The organism is Methanobrevibacter acididurans (assembly GCF_046197875.1).
GTDB classification, from domain to species: domain Archaea; phylum Methanobacteriota; class Methanobacteria; order Methanobacteriales; family Methanobacteriaceae; genus Methanobrevibacter_A; species Methanobrevibacter_A acididurans.
On the sequence record NZ_CP166991.1, the window covers coordinates 772,445 to 791,806 of the forward strand.

Here is a 19,362-nt window from a genome sequence, read left to right on the forward strand (position 1 = left end):
AATATTTATTTTTAAATATTTTTAAAATTTTCCCCTCCCCCAAAAAAAATACTATATTTAAAGTTTTAAAGATTTCTAAATATAATATTTATTAACTTTAAAAAACATAAATCAATATTAATTAAGAATTAAATTATTTTAACTATTTTTTTCGGAGATTATATAAGTGGTATTACAAGAATTATTAGCACCAGCAGGATCATATGATGTACTTGTTGTTGCAATTAATGCTGGAGCAGATGCAGTATATATTGCAGGACATAGGTATGGGGCAAGAGCATTTGCTCAAAACTTCACTAGTGAAGAATTAGAAAAAGCAGTACAATATGCACATTTAAATGGTGCAGCTGTACATGTAACAGTAAACACCTTGTTTAATTCAAGTGAAATCTTAGAAGTACTTAAATATGCTCAATTCTTATACCGTATCGGAGTAGATGCCTTAATCGTTCAAGACTTAGGATTAGTATACTTACTTAATAGGTTTATTCCTAATATGGAAATACATTCCTCAACACAAATGACCCTAAGAGATTATAATAGTATAAAATGGGCTAAAAATCAAGGAATGAATCGTGTAATATTACCAAGAGAAATGAGTGTAGAAGAAATAAGTCAAATTAGAGATAAATTAAAAACTGATAATATTGACTTAGACCTTGAAGTATTTGGTCATGGAAGCCTCTGTTACTGCATATCCGGGGATTGTTATATTTCCTCATTTATAAATGGTAGAAGTGCAAACAGAGGAGCATGCTCACAACCATGTAGAAGTGATTATAAATTAAAATATAATAATCATAGTGTGGCAAATGGATGTTTAATAAGTACTCATGATTTAGCAGTTTATAAGGATTTAAAATCAATATCAGATGCCGGAGTATATAGTGTAAAGATTGAGGGAAGACTTAAATCTGATGATTATGTAGCAACAGTAGTTCATACTTATAGAACCTTACTAGACGAATTAGATGATACAAATCCTGAAACCTTAAAACTTTTACAAAGAGACTTAGATTTAACCTTTAATCGGTACTATACTAATGGTTATATTCTTGATGATGAACCACCAGAAGTAATGGGAAGAGAAAGTAGTTTCCATCAAGGATTATATCTTGGAGACATTATTAGTATTAACGGTGAAAGAGTAGATATTAAATTTGTTGACCCTAATCATCCAATTCTTATAAGTGGTGATGGTATAGGATTTAAACATAATAATCATATTCGTGGAATCTATTTAGATAAAATCGTAGAGCAAAATGATAAACATATCTTAATTGAAACCACTCGAGATATTAGAGTTGGATCTAAAGTTTATATAAGTTATAGTAAAGCATTACATGATAAGCAAAAACAGTATAAGAAAGAGGAAATAAAACCTCACATACCATTATCCCTAAGTATTAAGCGTAATAAAAAAAATAAGATGCTTATTAATGCTAGTTTTAAAATTGAGAATAATTTAATAAATTTTGAATATATGAGTAAGAAAGCGTTTGAGAAATCTATTAACCGACCATTAACAACTGAGGCAATAGAAAATCAGATGCGTAAAACTGGAAACACCCCATTTATAGTGGATAATATTTTATTTGAAGATTTCCCAACAGACGTGTTCATGTCTATGAGTAGATTGAATAAGATACGAAGATCAGTCCTGGATATTGCATCTGATATTTTACTTGGATATTACTTGCCTGAAGAAGAAGAATCTGAGGATATACGGGTTAAAATTAAAGATTATACTCATGAACTTAAAAGTAAACAAGTCCCTGCTAAATCTAAGGATTATATTGGATTTAATATTTATGTTGATAATTTTAACTTATTAAAACTTGTTGCAAAACATTCATTCCAAAGAGTATACTTTGATCCTTCTTACTTATTTACAAATAGTACTGATTACTTTAATAAAATTGAGGGAATTCTTAGAAATGCTGCGGGAATCTGTTTTGATAAAGAATTAGTATGGGTATTATCTGCTTTCACTTCTGATGAAGATTTAGAAAAAGCAAATACAATAGTAAATAATTTAAGTAGGGAAAATATTCATATTAGTATAATGGGTGATTCACCATCCTTACCTTTAATTTTCAATACTAATGTGTATGGTGCTCATAATTTGAATGTTTGGAATAATTATACTGTTAAAACCTTAAATAATACTGGTTTTAAAGGTTTAACAATTAGTAGTGAATTGAATAAAAAGGAAATTAAGGATTTAATAGAAAATTCACAAGAAGAAGATATTCAATTAGAATTAATAGTTTATGGAAACCAGGAAATCATGGTTACAAAGGATGATTTCAGTGAATTAATCAACGAGAAGGATTATCATATAGAAGCTGGTGAGTATATGGTCTTACAGGATAAGAAACGTAATAAGGCTAAGTTTAAAATATTTTTAGATTATAATAAACAAAGTCATTTTTACAATGATGATTGCTTATCACTTATTGATGAAATCCAGGAGATTAAGGATATGGGTATTGATAATATCACCTTAGATTGTAGATTCACAACTCCTAAATTTGTATCTAGAATTATTTCTCTTTATGAGCAAAAATTAGGTAATCCTGAAGAAGAAATAGATTACTTTGATAGTATTGTGAATATGTCTAATTCTACTATTAATAAGGGGAATTATGTTAATGGTAGGGAAAATGAGAAAAGAAGAAAAAAATAGGGTTTAAATCTATTTTTTTTATTTTATTTTCACACTGTTTAAAAGATTAGTACTGTCAGGGTTTTCTGGGTTTAATGTTATTCTCACTATTTTATCATTTTTATTGAAGATAAACACGGTACTGTGACTATTATCGGTTAAACTGGTTTCATTTATTTCAAGTCCAGGATTTCCAAGTACGTTTACACTTTGAGAATTATCCACACGTGTTTCGCTATTACTGGTTGTCCAATCATCTGCTGATGTTTCACTTAATTTTTCATCATGAATTGCACTTACACTTCCAATGTATGTGCCGTTTGCACTGTAAAAGTCTGTGAATTGTGTTTGTGGGTTTTCTATTACTTTTCCAAACATTGGATGTTCAACGGTAAAATTGTTTGATGTATAAGTTGTTGAAGCTAAATTATAAGTTGTAAAACTTATTATTATTCCCCCTATTAGGAGGAGTAAGATTATAATTATCAGGTATTGTAATCGTTTATATTTTTTCTGATAATTAGGATTATGGTCTTTTTTTAAGGGTGTTCCACATTTTTTACAGAATTGATTTTGAGGTTCGTTTTTTTCACCGCATTTTGGACAATACATTTTTCCCATTTTTTTTATAATTAATTAAATTTTATTTTTTCTCATCAATATTTTGTGAATAAACATTAACTGCTACTTTTTTAAGTCTTTTACTTAAATTTAATAAGTCATCTTCATAATTTTTTAGTTCATCTTCGTTAATGTTTTCGATTTTTGTTATTGCAAAGTCTAAATCTGCAAGTGTGTTTTCTAATGGGTTTTCATTAAAGTATACTTCTTTTTTTTGTAAAGTTTCTAGTACTTCATGTAATTTATCATTTCCAAGTTTAGTGTTTTGATATTTACCATTACTTAATTTAACTATTAAGCCTTCTTCTCTCATTTTTTTAAGTTTAGGGTATAGGCTTCCTGGTGATGGTTTTGATTTAACTTTTCGTGTGAATGGATCATTTAAGTCTTTTTCATGTTTAGTGTAGTAGATTTGTTTCTTTTTTTCATGTAATTTTTTATTATGGATTTCTATTTGTTTACTTATTTCTACTCCATTTAATGGTTTGTCTTTTAGTTCGTATAATATGACTATTCTTAGTCCACCGTATTTATGGAAGTTTTCTATCATTTCATATAGTAGTCCCCAGTATTTAATGGTTTTATCTGCTTTTTCTTCTGGCATTTTGATTTGGCTCCAATATATTTTTTTTATATGATTTTGAATAATTTTAATATTTGTCTTAATAATGGTAAGGTTTTCTTTGTTAGGTTTCCATGGAATTCTTTATTCACGGTTTCTAGGAGGTTGGGTATTGGTAATTGTTGTGGACACTTACTCACACAGGCATTACATTGCGTGCAGAGACTTGCATCTTGTGCTGGTCCTACTGTTCCTAGTAATCCTCCTATGTAATTGATTGTTGCTTCATGGATTCCGAATTGTTTTTGGTTGAATAAGTATTTTTCATTGTATGTTTGGAAACATTCTGGTATGCTTACTCCTCTTGGACATGGCATACAGTATCCGCAGCTTGTGCAGTTGATTTTATTTAATTTTAGTATTATGTTTTTTATTTCTTCTATTGTTTTGAGTTCTTCTTTTTTTAGGGTGTTTACTTGTGTTGTGTTTGCTATTTTTATGTTTTCTTTAACCATTTCTAAACTGTTCATTCCGCTTAGTATGCAGGTTATTTCTTTTTGATTGAGTAACCAGCTTAGTCCTAAATCTGCATTTGAGCGGGTGATGTTTTTTTCTTTTTTTAGTTTTTCTACTTCAGGTGGTAGTTTTCCTGCTAGTAGTCCTCCTTTTAATGGTTCCATTATTATTATTCCTATTCCTTTTTCGTGTAGGTATTGTATTCCTTTTTTTCCTGCTTGGAAGTTTTCATCTAAGTAATTGTATTGTAGGAGGCACATGTCCCAGGGGTAGGAGTCTACTATTTTTTGGAATTGGTTGCTTGGTCCGTGATAGGAGAATCCTATGTTTCGGATTTCTCCTGTTTCTTTTTTTTCTTCTATGAATTTGTTTAGATCATTTTTTTGGAGTTTTTCTATGTCTTCGTATCCTATTATATTGTGTATGAAGTAGTAGTCTATGTGGTCGGTTTGTAGGTTTTTTAGTTCTTGGTTGAACATTTTGTGCATATCATTGTAGGTTTTTATTCTTAGCCGGTTCATTTTTGTGCTTATGTTGACTTTGTTTCTTAGGCCTGTTTTTTTTAGTATTTCACCTATGGCTTTTTCGTTTTCTCCGTTTCCGTACATGTATGCTGTGTCTATTAGGTTTACTCCATTATTTATTGCATATGTTATTTCTTGGCTTGCTTTTTTTAGGTCTGTTCCACTCATGGTGGTTGTTAGTCTCATTGCTCCGAATCCTAGAGGTGAGAGTTTTTCTCCGGTTTTGGTGATTGTTCTGTATTGCATTTATTTTTTCCATTTTTATATTATTTTTTATCGGTTTTCGATATTTTATGTTTTGTTTTTTTTCTCTTATATATACTTTCATTTTACTTTTTGGATTGTTGTTTTGTCTTATTAGGGGTTTTTAATTTGTAGTTTTGTCTTGTTTTTTTATTTTTTTAGTGGGATTGTTTTTTTTTATTTTTTTATTTTAATTTCGATATCTTTATATATGAGTTAATTCTAATACTAAGATAAGACTTTTAAAACTGACTATGTGTCTTATTAAATATTGAGATTTAATACTTTATTCATTTAATTAAAAATTTTTTAGACAAAATAGTATAATGTTAAAAGTAATAACAATATTTAAATATAACATTAAACATAGTTTATATTACATAAAGTAATAATAACAAAATTGAGGTGAATGTCAATGAACATAACTGATACAAGATTTTTAAATAAGCTTAATACTTTTTTCAAAAACCAATATCCTGGTGGAAAAAATTTTGAGTACACAATATCTCCAGATGGAGATTACCTTTTTGTTACTTCCATGGTATATGGAGGTCAACAAATGATTGCAGAAGATCTAAAAGAAATAGGAAAAGCTATAGGAGCCACCTATGATGACATGATTGTATGTTTAGACAGATACTTCATGATGTTTAAATTAAACAATTACAACACGATGGCAGCTAAATAAAACATTCAAAATTTAATAATCATTAAATCTATAAAAACTTTTTTAGGTTTAATGATTATTCTTTCACCATTAATATAAATATCATTTTAAGTATTACATAATTTTATTAAAAAAAATTAATAGTATTAAACCTTAATACTATTAATCAATTGATTAGCAAGATTAGAACTACTACTAACATCCCAATTACTTAAATCATTAGGTAAAACACCTACAATAAAATTATGATTATCCTTATTAAAACCATAAGCATAACCAGTTTTACCATTATAACTTACTTTATATTCAGTAACAGGAATATTATTAACAGTTAAACTATTCTGAGATAAGATTTTACCACCATACTGACCAATAAGATCATTAGACATAGTTTGATCTTCAACAACAGCAAAATAACCATCATCTCCAGAATAAACAACTAAAGACCCATCTAAACCAGTAGTGACTTGAGTATACCCATCAGGACAAGTAAAACTACTGTTATTTAAATTCACAGTACTAACTGCAAATATAATTCCAGTAGAAGCTAAAATAGTGCTAATTAATAAGATAGTTAATATTTTCTTATTCATAATAATTCCCTCCCCATATTTAAATGTGTATAAATTATATATAGTTTCTATTAAATAAAACATTTGATTATCTTATATAAAAAAAAATTTAATTAAATAATTTAATAAAAAAAGAAAAACATAAAATAAAAGTATATGAATGAAATAAGCAGAACTAAAAAGACCATAATATTAATAATACTATTTTCTGGTGCTTTCTTTGCAAGTTTAAGTCAAAGTTTACTTACAAGTGCAATTCCAAGTATTATGTTAGAATTTAATATTAATGCTAGTCTTGCTCAATGGTTAACAAGTGCATATATACTAGTAATTGGAATAGTATGTACTTTCACTGCTTATTTAATTAACAGATTTAACACTCGTGATTTATTCATTTCATGTATGGGTATTTTCTTAATAGGATCTGTTTTATCATATTTCTCACCAAACTTCATAATTCTATTATTAAGTAGAATTTTTCAAGCATTCGGTACAGGTGTGCTTTTCACTTTAATGCAAGTAGTGCTCTTATATTTATATCCAAAATCTGAGCATGGTAAAGCTTTAAGTTATATTGGTTTGATTATAGGTTTCGCACCAAGTATAGGACCAACAGTTTCTGGTTTAATAGTAGATTATTCAGGATGGAGAAGTATTTTCTTAATGCTTACAATTGTTACTATAATTATAATAATATTAGCATATTTTTACCTTGTAAATATTGGTGAAAAATACTGTGTAAAAATGGATTTTCCCTCAGCAATAATAATAGGAGTGAGTATTACACTTTTAATGCTTGGTGTAACCAATATAACATTTAATAATTTAAATATCTTTTATGATATTATCCCAATACTTTCAGGATTAATCCTCTTTGCTTACTTTGCCCATAGACAATTAAATTTAGAAATTCCATTATTAAATCTTAAATTATTTAAAAATCATAGATTTTTATATACTAATATTATAATTTATATTGGTTTTCTTTCTTGGATGTGTGGATACACTCTCCTACCATTGTTTTTACAATCTTCTCTTGGTGATAGTGCTACTCTTGCAGGACTTGTAATGTTACCTGCAAATATTTTGTATGCTCTTTTAAATCCTTCTGGTGGTAAGTTTTATGATAAATTTGGTGGTAGAACTACTTCAATTATTGGTGTTTTAATCTTATTAATAGGGTCTATACCTTTCATGTTTTTTAATAAGAATGTGAATTTATTAATTGTTACATTTTTCTATATATTAAGGTTGATTGGTTTAGTATTCCTAATTATGCCATTGTTTGCTTATGCTTTAAGTGAGGTTAAAAGGGAGGATTATACTCATGGAACCAGTATTATTAATAGTAATCGGCAAATTATTGGTGCGCTTGGAACTACTATTATTTTAGCATTTGTAAGTTTGTCTAGTAAATCTGGATATGTAAGTGTTAAGGGTATTAATTTAGCTTTCACAATTCAAGTAATACTAGTACTTATTGCATTGTTTATTTCAGTTTTCTTACTTAAAGGTAATAATTATAAATCATAATTTTAATATAAATTGAAAAATATAAATGAATATTAGATAAAAAAAAATTTTTAAATTGATTATTATGGATATGGAAATTAAAGAAAAAATTATACCTGAGAATTTAGTGGCTTTACATGAGTATAGTGGTGATGGTTTGAATAATACTCTTTTTGAACTTTTTGAATGGGCTAAAGAATCTAAGGTTAAGATTCAAGGGGCTCCTTTCAGTGTTTTTAAAAATTTTAATACACCTAGTGAGGTTCATTATTGTGGTGTGTCTATTCGTGGTGATGATTTAATTGTTCCTGATTGTATTAATATTAAATCTTTTAGTGAGCATCTTGTTTTAAGTTCTATTCATGTAGGTTCTCATGATACTTCTTATAAGACTTATGATGAGATTGTTGAATATGCTAAAGTGAATAATTATACTGTCCTGGATACTAGTTATTTAGTGTTTTTTAATAATCCTTTATATACTGATAAGGATCATTTAATTAGTGATGTTCAGGTTAATGTTTTAAAGGATTAATTTTTTAGTTTTCTTATAGTACTATTTTAAATATGGGATTGTTTTTAAATTAAATTAATGTATAGTATTGTTTTATTTAGGTGTGTTTTATTGTGAGTGAAATTAATGATAGTCAGATTAAGGAATTGAATAGAGTTTGGCATTCTATTTTTGTTAAAAACTTATTTAGAACTATTGAATCTAAGTATCCTAATCTTAAATCTTTAGATAATCGTGAAATCGGTGTTATTGCTCGTACTGGTCATCATAAGAATACTGTTATTAAGGATGTTACTCGTGAGTCTAATCTTCCTAAGAGTTCTATTACTAATGTTATTAATAAGTTAGAATCTAAGGGTTTGATTTTAAGGGAGATTAATCCTTTGGATAAGCGTAGTTTTAACTTGGTTTTAACTAGTGAGGGTGAGAAAATTTTAAAGGAGCATGATGATTTTGAGCATGAGTTATGTGGTACTGTTTTAGCTGCTTTGGATTCTAGTGATGAGCGTGATTTGTTTTTAAGTTTGTGTTCTAAGATTTCGGATAATTTACTTGATTTTTGAAGTTTTTATTTTTTTTAAAATGATATATCGATATATTTAAATATGTAGACTTATAGATTTAGTTATATGAGCTCATCAAAAAACAATAAACAAAAAATCCCTACCCAAGAAGAAATCAACAAAAACCAAGAAACATTAAAAGCAATAGCAGACCCTACAAGATTAAAAATCTTATACCTCCTCCAAGACGGAGAACTATGCGTATGCCAAATCCACGAAGGAATAAATAAATCCCAATCCACAATATCACACCATTTAAACATACTAAAAAAAGCTGAAATAATAAAAATGAGAAAAGAAGGCATATGGAATTATTACAGCCTATCTAATCCTAAATTAATAAATCACTTAAATAGAATTTTTAAAGGAGAATAAAAAAATGACAAAAAAAGTAGCAGTAGCAGCATGTAGTGGAATGAGTCCAAATGGATTAATAACACGAGTAAGCTGTGACGATACAAACAAAGAAAACCCACAAGTAATAAGTATTTGTATGGGTGCAACCTCAGGAGAAAGAACAGGATTTAGAGATTTAATAAAAAAATATCCAATAATAGCAGTTAACGGTTGTGATGGATCATGTGTAAACAATATCTTAAAACAAAGAAATGTAGACATAATAGATTCAATAAATGTAGATAAAGAATTAAGTAAAACAGAATACCATGCAAATGACACATCACGCTTAGATAATGATGGAGAAATTTGTGTAGATATTATTAAAAATATTTTAAATAAAAAAATAGAAAAAACTTTAAAAAAATGAAAATAAAAAAAAATAAATTAGAGCTGATTAAATGGGAAGTAAAAAGTCTTGTTGTGGAAATATTAATAGTGTTAATAAATATCCAGATAATTCAAAAGTTAAAAATCCAAATAAACCTAATTTAAATATTGATGATAATATAATTAATGAATTAAAGTCTTTAATTAAAAAATTAGGTTTGCTTGATATTGCATATATTAATGATTTAAATGATTTATGGTTAGAGGATAATGATTTTGGTTTTAATGGAGCGATCGTTTTAACTATGGAAATGTATGATAAAATCTTAAGTACTAATCCTGGTAGTTTAGCTAAAAGTTTTAATGATGAGTTATATGAAAATTTTGGTAATTTAACTTATGAAGTTTCTGATTTTTTAAGATTAAATGGTTTTGAAACTTTTGTTGCTCCTCCTAATGGTGATATTATTAATTTTTCTAAATTAGGTGAACGGGCAGGTTTAGGGTGTGTTGGTAAAAGTGGTTTATTAATTAGTCCTAGTTTTGGTCCTAAAGAAAAGATTAGTGCTATTTTAGTGAATATTTCAAATTTACCTATTGAAAAGTCTAATAATTATTCTTGGATTAGAGAGTATTGTAATTTTTGTGGTAAGTGTGTTAAGGCTTGTCCTCATAATGCTTTAATTAAGAATAAGGATTTTGTTGATTTAGATTCCTCATCTTGTGTTGGTTGTAGTGAGGCTTGTACTGAGTGTATTAAGGTTTGTCCTTTTTATTTGAAAGCTTATGATGATGTTAAATTAAAGTTTGATAAGATTTCAGATTTACTTTCTAGATGATTTTTCTTTTATTTGTGTATAAATTTAAATATAAGTTAGTACTAAATTAGTACTATACAATTTTTGTACTAAAAGAGAGAGCAAAAATAATGTCACAAGAAAACATAAAATTATTAAGAGGAGAACCAGAAAAAGCAATAAGACACCTAGCATGGCCAATAATGTTATCAATGATACTAACAAGCTTATACATGTTAGTAGATGGAATATGGATAACAGGACTTGGAGAAACCGCAATAGCAGGAGTAGGATTCGTAACACCCATATTCATGATCTTAAACGGAGTAAGTGTAGGACTAGGAGTAGGAGCAACAAGCCTAATAAGTAGATATGTAGGAGCACATGACCAAAAAAATGCAGGAAAAGCAGCAACCCACAGCATACTAATTTTCACAATAGCATCAATAATCCTAACAATCCTCTTACTAATCATACAAAAACCAGCACTAATACTTTATGGAGCCTCAGGAGAAACATTACAACAAGGACTAAACTACAGTACCATAATGTTCGCAGGACTATTCACATTTATATTCTCTAACGGAGCATCCGGAATCCTAAGAGGAGAAGGAGATATGAAAAGAGCACTATACGCTGTAATACTATCAGTTGGAATTAACACAATCATAGATCCAATATTCATATACACCCTAAATCTAGGAACAGCAGGAGCCGCATGGGCAAGTATAATAAGTTGTCTCTTATCAGCCATTTTAATATTCTACTGGATACTCTTTGATAAAAACACATATGTAAAAATCAAATTAAAAGGATTCAAATTTAACCGAAAAATTACCAGTGCAATCCTAAATGTAGGAATACCAAGCTCATTAGAAATGATAATAATAGGGATTGCATATGCAGTATACTTATACCTAATAACAATAATTTCAGGACAAACAGGAGTAGCAGCCTACTCATCCGGCCAAAGACTATACATGTTCCTAATAATGCCAATGACCGCAATAGGATCAGCAGTAGTAGCAGTAAGTGGAAGTGCATTCGGAGCAAAAAACACAGACTACCTAAAAAGATCCCACAAATACGGTGTGAAACTCGGAATACTCTTCGGAATAATAGTAACTATAATATTCCTCTTATTCAGTAATCAACTAGCATATATCTTCGCATATACACCCCAAACACATCACCTCATACCAGTTATCAGCCAATTCTTAATAATAATCGGATTAGCATTCCCAATGACAGGAATGGGAGTAATAAGTAGCAGTATTTATCAAGGAATAGGAAAAGGAATAATAAGTTTAATATTTACAATACTACGTGAAATAATAGCATGCTTAACCCTATCCTACATATTCGCATTCACACTAGGATTAGGATTAATAGGAATATGGATAGGAACCGCCTCAGGAAGAATAATAATGGGAATAATCAATTACCAATTTGCAAAATATACAATAAAAAAATATTAAAAAAAAAGAGATTTAAAAGATTTTTCTATAATTTAATTGCAGTAAAAGCATAATGCTTTTCATCAATTAACTTAAAATTTTCTAATTCAAAATTAGTTCTTTTAAGTAAAAATTTAATTTCACGTTTATTATAAATCCTATAATCTCCATGAGGTCCGAATCTGCAAATTACATTTATAACTCGACGAATCAATCCAGGAGCAGTAGGTTCCCCCATAATTAATTTACCCTCCTTTTTAAGAACACGATTAATTTCATTTAAAACATTAGTAGGATTAGGGAAATGATGGAAAGCAGAATTACAAACAACTAAATCAAAACTTTCATCATCCCATGGGATATGTTCAGAATCTCCAACTTTAACACATCCTTCAGGAAATTTAGTTGATGCCTTTTTAACCATTTTAGGAGAAATATCTAAACCATAAACTTGAATATCAGGATCATGATTTAATATTTTTTTAATCATATCCCCAGTTCCACAACCTAAATCAAGCATAACTTTAGGATTCTCATTAATTACTCTAGGTATAACTTCTTCATATGTTGGCTCTGCAAATACTCCATCCCCTTGGGAATAGTAATATTTAGATGTTTTATTAAAATATTTTTTACTTTTTTCTTTATTATTCATTCAAAATCCACATTTAAAACTAAATTTACTTAACAATAATATTTTTGTAAGATTTTACATTTATACTTTTTCTTAAAAAAAGGCTCTGTAGAAACCCTATTTTTGAGGTATTTTTGTTGATCTGTAGAAGTTGTAGAATGTGTTTTTGAGTTTGGTTTCTTTATTTGACATTTTTAGGCTTCTGCTGTGATTTGTTCCATTAAATTTTCTTTTTACTACACTGAATACGCATTCTACATTGTTTCTTTTGCTGTATATTTTTGGTCGGAATATTGTGGGGCTGTTGGTTCTGTAGTGTCCGTTTTTGGCTCTTGTTTTTAATGGTATTTGGTCAAATGCTCCTACTTCTTCATTTATACATTTTCTTATGGGTTCTGTATCGTATGCTTTGTCTGCAATTATGTAATGTGGTTTATATATTTTTATGTTTCTGATTGATTGTTTTGCGAAGTGTGTGTCGTGTCTTGGGCCTCTTTGAACTTGATAATCAAGAATTAGTTGTGTGTTAACATTGATTGCAATATGGTTTTTCACATAGCTTTTTCGTTCTTTACGTCGTATTTTCGCGAAATATTTATCAGCATAATCATTGGTGAATCCTGATCCATCTAAAGCAATGTTTCCACCAATTAAAGTAAATTTTGATAATATTTTCTTGTTTAATTCTTTAAAACTTGTTTCAGATATTCTTTTAAAGAATTTCTGGATTGTTGTATAATGTGGGACGGTTTTTAATCTTAAAAATTTAAGTAACTTATCTGATAATTGCATCCACTCAATTATTTCACGATAGGTCATTTTTGAATACATTTTAAGAGCTAAAATAGTGAATAATTTAGGCTGTGTGTATAAATGATTACTAAAATAATTGGAATAATCATTTAAACATGCTTTAGCATAGTTATATACTTTTTCAGCATATAGCAGCATGTGATTACCTGATAATTCAATATTACCATTTTTTGACTGACGATTTAAACAGTTTTCTAATGGTTTTTCACATTCAAAATCCAAAAGGTTTAACTGTCTTGAAAACAAAATATGATATGGAGAAAAGGTTTTTTTACTTATCATATTAATATCTTTTCTCCATTTAATTATTAATACTTTATTATAACTTATTTTAAACCACTTAAGTAGTATTTCAAGTGTAATTTGCTAAAATCACCTTTAAATTCTTTAAAAAACAAATAAAGAAAACCAAAAAATAAAAAATACCCAAGTACAACTTCAACTGAAAAAATATTTTAATAAAAATATAGGATTTCTACAGAACCATATTTTTTAAAAACAAACACAAAACCTATTTTTTTAAAGTAATTTATTATCCTAATTGATGTATATTATAAACCCTATTTTTCTAAAAATCAATATACTAACTAAAAAATTATTAATACCCTACAATAATAATCATTTTTATACTTAAAAGTAACTGATTAATTAGAAAAAGAATTAAAATAAGCTATAATAAAAAAAATAAAAAAAGTAAAATTAAAAAAATAGAAAAAAAAGAAAATAATTTATTAGAAGCTTTGAGATCCTGAACTTGGATCCATAGTCACTTCTTTAGTAGTTAAAGTATTCCCACTCTTATCATAGACTGTTATAAGTGCATGATCAGGGTAATACCTAAATGCATCTTTACTTGCAACTTTCAGGTTTCCTTGTGAACTTACAGTTTTAGGCACTATGATCCCATGATTAAGATTGCTTCCATCACGACTGTATAATACACTTATTTGTAAGTTTTCACCAGCATGTTCAGTTCCAATGTTTACAGTACAATAAGTTTTAGCAGATAATGAACTAGCAGTACTGAAAGTACCACTTAATATTTCATAATTATTCACATTATCATTAACATTATTTTGCACAGTATTCTCCACATTATTATCATTACGGTTCATACCGAAAAATGAGTAAAAATTATCCATGAAACTATAAGTTGCACCTAAATTAGCAGTACTTGTTCCAATAAAATTATAAGTACTACTAGAATCTGATTGCCAGGAATATGGATTAAATTCACTTGGTGGAATATACATTATTTCTGCAAGACCTTCATCAAGTAGGATTTGATTTAAGTTTTTACCATCAACTATAACAACTGCTAAAGTACGACCATACTTATCCTTATTCTTATCATCATCAATGTCTAAACTAACAGTTTGACCTAGACATAATTTTTTAACAAAATTCTTGGAAGTATTGTATCCTTCAACTCCACGTTCAGGTGTGTTAACTCCAACAAATCGGACTTTCCCAACACCAGAAACATATATAGTGTCCCCGTCAACTACTTTAGTACAAGTACCACTTACTTCACTATTACAATCAGTATCTGAGTATTGACTTAAAATATCAGAAACACTCATACTTGAATATTTACTTTCAGGTATAGTATGTGAAAATCCTGTACCTTTATAATAATAAGCACTAACAGTAGATAAAGCACTAACAGCCACAATCATTATAATTAATATTGCAAGAATATACTTTTTTTCAATTTTTATTATCTTTATCCCCCCTTTAAGAATTAATTATGTATATGATTAAGTATATTCTTTTAAGTGTAATATAAACTTTTTTAAATCTTTCTACTTCAAAAAGTAAATTATAGTCTTAAGTATAAAACTATTAAAATAATTAAAAACAAAACTATTAACTAATTACTAATGATTTAATTATGGGAGTTTTGATAATTTTGCGCATATGCCTTTATGGATCAGGAACTAATAAAATTAATAAGGAATATAAGGAAAAAGGTTATCTTTTAGGTGAAGAAATAGCTAAAAGGGGACATACTTTAGTTTTTGGTGCTGGAGATGATGGTATGATGGGTGCTGTATCTCATGGAGTGAAAGATAATAATCAAGAAATTATAGGTATTGCACCAGATTGGATGGAAGATTTTGAGGGAATGAATAATAATTGCACCTGTAAAGTATTAACTAATAGTATGCAGGAACGAAAGAAATTATTCTTTGAAGACTCTGATGCATTCATAATAGTGCCTGGTGGTTTAGGTACATTAGATGAATTTTTTGAAATCTTAACCTTGAAGAAATTAAAAAAACATGATAAACCTATCATAATTTATAATATAAACAATTATTACAATACTTTATTTGAAATGTTAGATTTTATGGTGAGTGAAGGAACCATAAATCAAGATAATCTTAATTTATACCAAGTAAGTACTACTGTTAAAGAAACTCTTGATTTAATAGAAAAAACTTTGTAATCTTAGAGGGGGGATTTTGCATGGTTGAAGATGAGGATGAATCATTAAAAAATAGTTTAAATGAATTTAAAAAAGTTTTAGAGCTTAATTTAACTGATAATGAAGAAGAAAATCGAAAGTTTCTAATAAGTAAGATAAAGAAATTAGATGAAAAACCTTATAATGAATTGAAAAGGAGTCAAATTGATTTAATAAGTAAATATTATCGTTATGAAAAAGGTAAATTTCCAGCACCACCATGGTTAATGTATCCCACATATTCAAGTTCCACTATAGGTTGGAGGATGGGTTCTGGGGAAAATTATAGCACTAATTTTTCCATGGCCTTAAGAGATCAAGAAGAGTTTGAAAAATATTTTCCTAAACCTCCTAATTGGAGATTTACACGTATAGAAGAATTCTCACCTAATATTCAAGAATTAAAACGTTTACCATTCTTTGGAAATTGTTGGAATAAATATGGGAAACCTTTATACACTTTAAAAGAATTAAAAGAGGATTACTACTTAGATGATAATATTAATATTTGGGATAAAATAAGTTTAGATGATGATTTATTTGTCATTAAAAAGGATATAATAAATAGTAAGGAATTTGGTTTTCATTATAATTCTTTTAAATTTTCTTCAGTAGCTCATGGTTTATTAGCTTCTAAAATTTCATATTTTAATGATAATGTGGATATTAGAAGTTCTTATGATGAATTGAAAGATTTAAATATTGAATTTTCCATAGAAGAAGAGGAAATTTGGGAAAAAATCAAGTATACTGTTTTTTTAAATGTATTATACTATAGTGCTATGAGTAATGATTCTTTGAAAAATAAGTTATTTAATACTAGAAATAAAGTTTTAGCTTATTCTCCTGAATATGATGATCCTATTTTAGGTGTTTACTTTGATGGTGAAGAATCAGTTGGTGAGAATTTAATTGGTTTTGCTTTAATGGAAGTTGAATATGAACTTGAGAAATTATATGAACATGTAGATTTAATAGATTGGGAGTATACTAATTTTTTAAAAAAATCTAATTTTTATACATTTAATCCATATAGTAATGACAAGGATAGTATCAATTTAAGTAATGAGCAATCTCCAGAATATAAAATTTATGAAACAAACTATGCTAATCTTAAATATTTAGTTAGAGATGTGGATTTGAGTCCTGAAATTGAGGATAAGTATGTTAAAGGTGAAATTTTACAAGAGAAAGGTTTTACTGATGCAAGTTCTAAAATTGGGAAAATAACTACAAGTCATAGGTTCTTAATTTTATCTAATCAGATGAAAGACTTATCTAGTTTTGAACATGATACTGATTGGGGTTTGTATACTGCTGCTAATGATAGTAAATTTAAAATTTTAGATGTTTATGAATATAATGGTAAAACACAAATTACTTTACTTCATTTATTAGATTTATGGGAGATTTTTAAGGATGATGCAACTATAAATGAGGATGTTGTTGAATCTGCAAGGGAAAATTTCAGAGAATCTTTTAATTTAGAACCTGTTAGTTCTCTTATGAGTGATGCTTGGAAGGATCGTTGTAAATATCCTATTGGTTTAGATGATAATGGGGATTATTTCCAATTAGATGATTAAAATTCTTTTTTATATCTAATTTTTCTTTAAATAATTTTTTAATATTTTCTTTGGGTTTCTTCACGGCAATATTGATTATATTTACGTATACCTCCTTAGTTCATAGATTAATTTACTTAATGTATTAATTAATAATATTGTGAAAAAAATACTATTTCTATAAAATTTAAATATAAAAATATTTATATGAAAACAAACTATTCTATAATCATGATGTATGAATGTCGATATTGTGGTCAAATATATCTTTCTGAAGTTGGTATTCCAGATTTTGGTATTAAACCAGGAACTCTTCCAGAGGATTTTCCATTACAAAGTTGCCCATACTGTAATAGTCCAGTAAACATTTATTATTACCGTTTTGGAAGATAATAAACCAAAATCTTACTTTTTTTTATAGTTAAAAATAATATCTTAATGTTTCCTAATTTAAATCTTAAAATAATAAAATCATGAATTTAATAAAAAATCTAGAATAAAATATAAAAATATTTATATGAAAACATACTATTCTATAATCATGATGTGTGAATGTCGATATTGTAGTTATATTTATCTTTCAGATGTAGGGGCTCCTGCTTTTGGTATTGAACCTGGAACACTTCCTAAGGATTTTCCATTACAAAAATGTCCTTATTGTAACAGTCCTGTAAACATTTATTATATCTGTTATGATAGATAATGAATTTTAAATAATTTTAACCTTATTAACTATTTTTTTTATAAACCTTGTTTAAAATCTCTATTGATTAAATTCACATTATATTCATAATTTTGAAAAATTTTTTTCACATCTTTTATATTTTTGATTTCATTTTTTAATTCGGGAATATTAATTTTTATAAAATCTAAATATTTTAATTCATTTAATTCTTTTATAAATTGTGTATTTTTATTTTTAAAATTATTTGCATCTATTTTGTTTATGTGTCCTTTTTTTAATTCTTCCCAATCTTTTAATACATTTTCTACTTTCTGATTTAAGATTAAGATCTTGTTTTTTTCTTTATCTATTAAACTTATTTCTTTTTGGAATTGTTTAAAACTTTTTATTAAATCAGTTATTGTTTCTGATTTTTCCTTGTACTCTGGTGTTAATGTTTCTATTATTTTTAAACATTGTAATTGATTTAATTTTTCAATATAATCTGTTTCTTTATTTAATAAGTTTTCAGCTTGTTTATAATTAAAGTTTTCATTTTTTAAGTAATTTAATTCATCATGTAATTTTTTTATTTGATTCATGTTCCGGTTTATATATTCCTGCTCTTTTAGGATATGTTCCTTGTTACTTTTACGGATTTCTTTAATGTATTCTTTGGATAATTTTTTAATTTCCAATACATCTTTTACGGTTTCATTTAATTTGGGAAATTCAATTTGGATTTCTTTTAAATATTTGAAATTATTCACTTCATCGAAGATTTCTTTGTGTTCTCTTTTGAATGTTAACTCTTTAGGAGAATTTATATATTCACTGGTTAGTTTCATCCAATCTTTTTTAAAATTTATGATTTTAATTTTCATCAAACGAATCTCATGAACTTCCTTATTGATTAAGTCTTCTTTATTTTCAGAGTGTAATGTTTTTGTTATTAAATTATTTATATGTGAAGGAGTTTTACTTGGATTTACATTATTATTGTAAATGGTTTCACTAAGTTTGTCTTTTTTTAATTTTAATTCTTTTTCTTTTAAATAAGTGTTAAAATCTTTTAATTTTATTCCACAAGTATCACAGTATAATGCTTCTCCTATGTATCTGTTTTCACAATTAGGACATATTTTAGTGTAAATTTCTTCATAGTTTATCTTGTCTTTTAATATTAAACTTATTCCACAAGTATCACAGTATAATGCATCTTCTTCATATTCTCTTTTACATTTTGGACAAATTTTAGTAAACATTACTTTTTG

At 27.3% G+C, this 19,362-nt stretch carries 20 protein-coding genes and 1 pseudogene; 13 read left to right on the top strand and 8 right to left on the bottom strand.

The features are described 5' to 3' along the window. Nucleotides 1–166 precede the first annotated feature (166 nt). On the top strand, nucleotides 167–2,689 hold the full coding sequence (locus ACA135_RS03910) for a DUF3656 domain-containing protein (RefSeq protein WP_409198990.1): 2,523 nt from the start codon (nucleotides 167–169) through the stop codon (nucleotides 2,687–2,689). Between the two features lie 18 nt (nucleotides 2,690–2,707). On the opposite strand, the gene ACA135_RS03915 is transcribed toward ACA135_RS03910, so the two are convergent. From ACA135_RS03915 to ACA135_RS03925, 3 genes are read right to left on the bottom strand one after another with little or no spacing between them, the layout of a single operon-like run. Further along, nucleotides 2,708–3,280, bottom strand: coding sequence for a zinc ribbon domain-containing protein (locus ACA135_RS03915; RefSeq protein ID WP_409198991.1), 573 nt, complete (start codon nucleotides 3,278–3,280; stop codon nucleotides 2,708–2,710). A gap of 31 nt (nucleotides 3,281–3,311) precedes the next feature. After that, nucleotides 3,312–3,893: a PadR family transcriptional regulator gene (locus tag ACA135_RS03920; RefSeq protein WP_409198992.1), complete on the bottom strand. Its 582-nt coding sequence runs from the start codon at nucleotides 3,891–3,893 to the stop codon at nucleotides 3,312–3,314. Between the two features lie 26 nt (nucleotides 3,894–3,919). Next, nucleotides 3,920–5,137, bottom strand: coding sequence for an aldo/keto reductase (locus ACA135_RS03925; protein WP_409198993.1), 1,218 nt, complete (start codon nucleotides 5,135–5,137; stop codon nucleotides 3,920–3,922). A 412-nt stretch (nucleotides 5,138–5,549) separates the two neighbouring features. Between ACA135_RS03925 and ACA135_RS03930 the strand changes: the two genes are divergently transcribed. Further along, nucleotides 5,550–5,822 (top strand): hypothetical protein, encoded by a 273-nt coding sequence (locus ACA135_RS03930; RefSeq protein WP_409198994.1) that lies wholly within the window; start codon nucleotides 5,550–5,552, stop codon nucleotides 5,820–5,822. Nucleotides 5,823–5,947: 125 nt separating this feature from the next. On the opposite strand, the gene ACA135_RS03935 is transcribed toward ACA135_RS03930, so the two are convergent. Then, nucleotides 5,948–6,394 (bottom strand): hypothetical protein, encoded by a 447-nt coding sequence (locus tag ACA135_RS03935; RefSeq protein ID WP_409198995.1) that lies wholly within the window; start codon nucleotides 6,392–6,394, stop codon nucleotides 5,948–5,950. 135 nt (nucleotides 6,395–6,529) lie between these two features. On the opposite strand from ACA135_RS03935, the gene ACA135_RS03940 reads away from it, so the two are divergent. The 7 genes from ACA135_RS03940 (at nucleotide 6,530) to ACA135_RS03970 (ending at nucleotide 11,963) form a co-directional block, all read left to right on the top strand. After that, nucleotides 6,530–7,906, top strand: coding sequence for an MFS transporter (locus ACA135_RS03940; RefSeq protein WP_409198996.1), 1,377 nt, complete (start codon nucleotides 6,530–6,532; stop codon nucleotides 7,904–7,906). A gap of 70 nt (nucleotides 7,907–7,976) precedes the next feature. Next, the gene (locus ACA135_RS03945; protein ID WP_409198997.1) at nucleotides 7,977–8,420 is read left to right on the top strand and encodes a GyrI-like domain-containing protein; all 444 of its coding nucleotides are present in this window, start codon (nucleotides 7,977–7,979) and stop codon (nucleotides 8,418–8,420) included. Nucleotides 8,421–8,512: 92 nt separating this feature from the next. Next, nucleotides 8,513–8,962 (top strand): MarR family winged helix-turn-helix transcriptional regulator, encoded by a 450-nt coding sequence (locus ACA135_RS03950; protein WP_409198998.1) that lies wholly within the window; start codon nucleotides 8,513–8,515, stop codon nucleotides 8,960–8,962. Nucleotides 8,963–9,028: 66 nt separating this feature from the next. After that, a complete protein-coding gene (locus ACA135_RS03955) occupies nucleotides 9,029–9,337 on the top strand; it encodes an ArsR/SmtB family transcription factor (RefSeq protein ID WP_409198999.1) in 309 nt (102 codons plus the stop codon). A 4-nt stretch (nucleotides 9,338–9,341) separates the two neighbouring features. Continuing rightward, nucleotides 9,342–9,728, top strand: coding sequence for a putative zinc-binding protein (locus ACA135_RS03960; protein WP_409199000.1), 387 nt, complete (start codon nucleotides 9,342–9,344; stop codon nucleotides 9,726–9,728). A 31-nt stretch (nucleotides 9,729–9,759) separates the two neighbouring features. Beyond that, nucleotides 9,760–10,527, top strand: coding sequence for a 4Fe-4S binding protein (locus ACA135_RS03965; protein WP_409199001.1), 768 nt, complete (start codon nucleotides 9,760–9,762; stop codon nucleotides 10,525–10,527). Nucleotides 10,528–10,616: 89 nt separating this feature from the next. Continuing rightward, nucleotides 10,617–11,963 carry an MATE family efflux transporter gene (locus ACA135_RS03970; RefSeq protein ID WP_409199002.1) on the top strand — a complete coding sequence of 449 codons (1,347 nt, stop codon included), beginning with the start codon at nucleotides 10,617–10,619 and terminating at the stop codon, nucleotides 11,961–11,963. 25 nt (nucleotides 11,964–11,988) lie between these two features. Here ACA135_RS03970 and ACA135_RS03975 read toward each other — a convergent pair whose 3' ends face one another. The 3 genes and pseudogenes from ACA135_RS03975 to ACA135_RS03985 all read right to left on the bottom strand — a co-directional run. After that, nucleotides 11,989–12,597, bottom strand: a complete 609-nt coding sequence (locus ACA135_RS03975) for a class I SAM-dependent methyltransferase (RefSeq protein WP_409199003.1) — start codon at nucleotides 12,595–12,597, stop codon at nucleotides 11,989–11,991. Between the two features lie 96 nt (nucleotides 12,598–12,693). Beyond that, a complete protein-coding gene (locus ACA135_RS03980) occupies nucleotides 12,694–13,671 on the bottom strand; it encodes a transposase (RefSeq protein ID WP_409197734.1) in 978 nt (325 codons plus the stop codon). A gap of 947 nt (nucleotides 13,672–14,618) precedes the next feature. Continuing rightward, nucleotides 14,619–14,972: pseudogene (locus ACA135_RS03985) on the bottom strand (thermonuclease family protein); the annotation flags it as partial. Nucleotides 14,973–15,301: 329 nt separating this feature from the next. Between ACA135_RS03985 and ACA135_RS03990 the strand changes: the two are divergent. From ACA135_RS03990 to ACA135_RS04005, 4 genes are all read left to right on the top strand, one after another. Beyond that, complete coding sequence (locus ACA135_RS03990; protein WP_409199004.1) at nucleotides 15,302–15,841, top strand: TIGR00730 family Rossman fold protein; 540 nt, start codon at nucleotides 15,302–15,304, stop codon at nucleotides 15,839–15,841. Between the two features lie 20 nt (nucleotides 15,842–15,861). Continuing rightward, nucleotides 15,862–17,445: an NADAR domain-containing protein gene (locus ACA135_RS03995; protein ID WP_409199005.1), complete on the top strand. Its 1,584-nt coding sequence runs from the start codon at nucleotides 15,862–15,864 to the stop codon at nucleotides 17,443–17,445. A gap of 186 nt (nucleotides 17,446–17,631) precedes the next feature. Next, nucleotides 17,632–17,817: a rubredoxin gene (locus ACA135_RS04000; protein WP_409199006.1), complete on the top strand. Its 186-nt coding sequence runs from the start codon at nucleotides 17,632–17,634 to the stop codon at nucleotides 17,815–17,817. Between the two features lie 124 nt (nucleotides 17,818–17,941). Continuing rightward, a complete protein-coding gene (locus ACA135_RS04005; RefSeq protein WP_409199007.1) occupies nucleotides 17,942–18,127 on the top strand; it encodes a rubredoxin in 186 nt (61 codons plus the stop codon). A gap of 38 nt (nucleotides 18,128–18,165) precedes the next feature. On the opposite strand, the gene ACA135_RS04010 is transcribed toward ACA135_RS04005, so the two are convergent. Further along, nucleotides 18,166–19,353, bottom strand: coding sequence for a double zinc ribbon domain-containing protein (locus ACA135_RS04010; protein WP_409199008.1), 1,188 nt, complete (start codon nucleotides 19,351–19,353; stop codon nucleotides 18,166–18,168). Nucleotides 19,354–19,362: the final 9 nt, after the last annotated feature.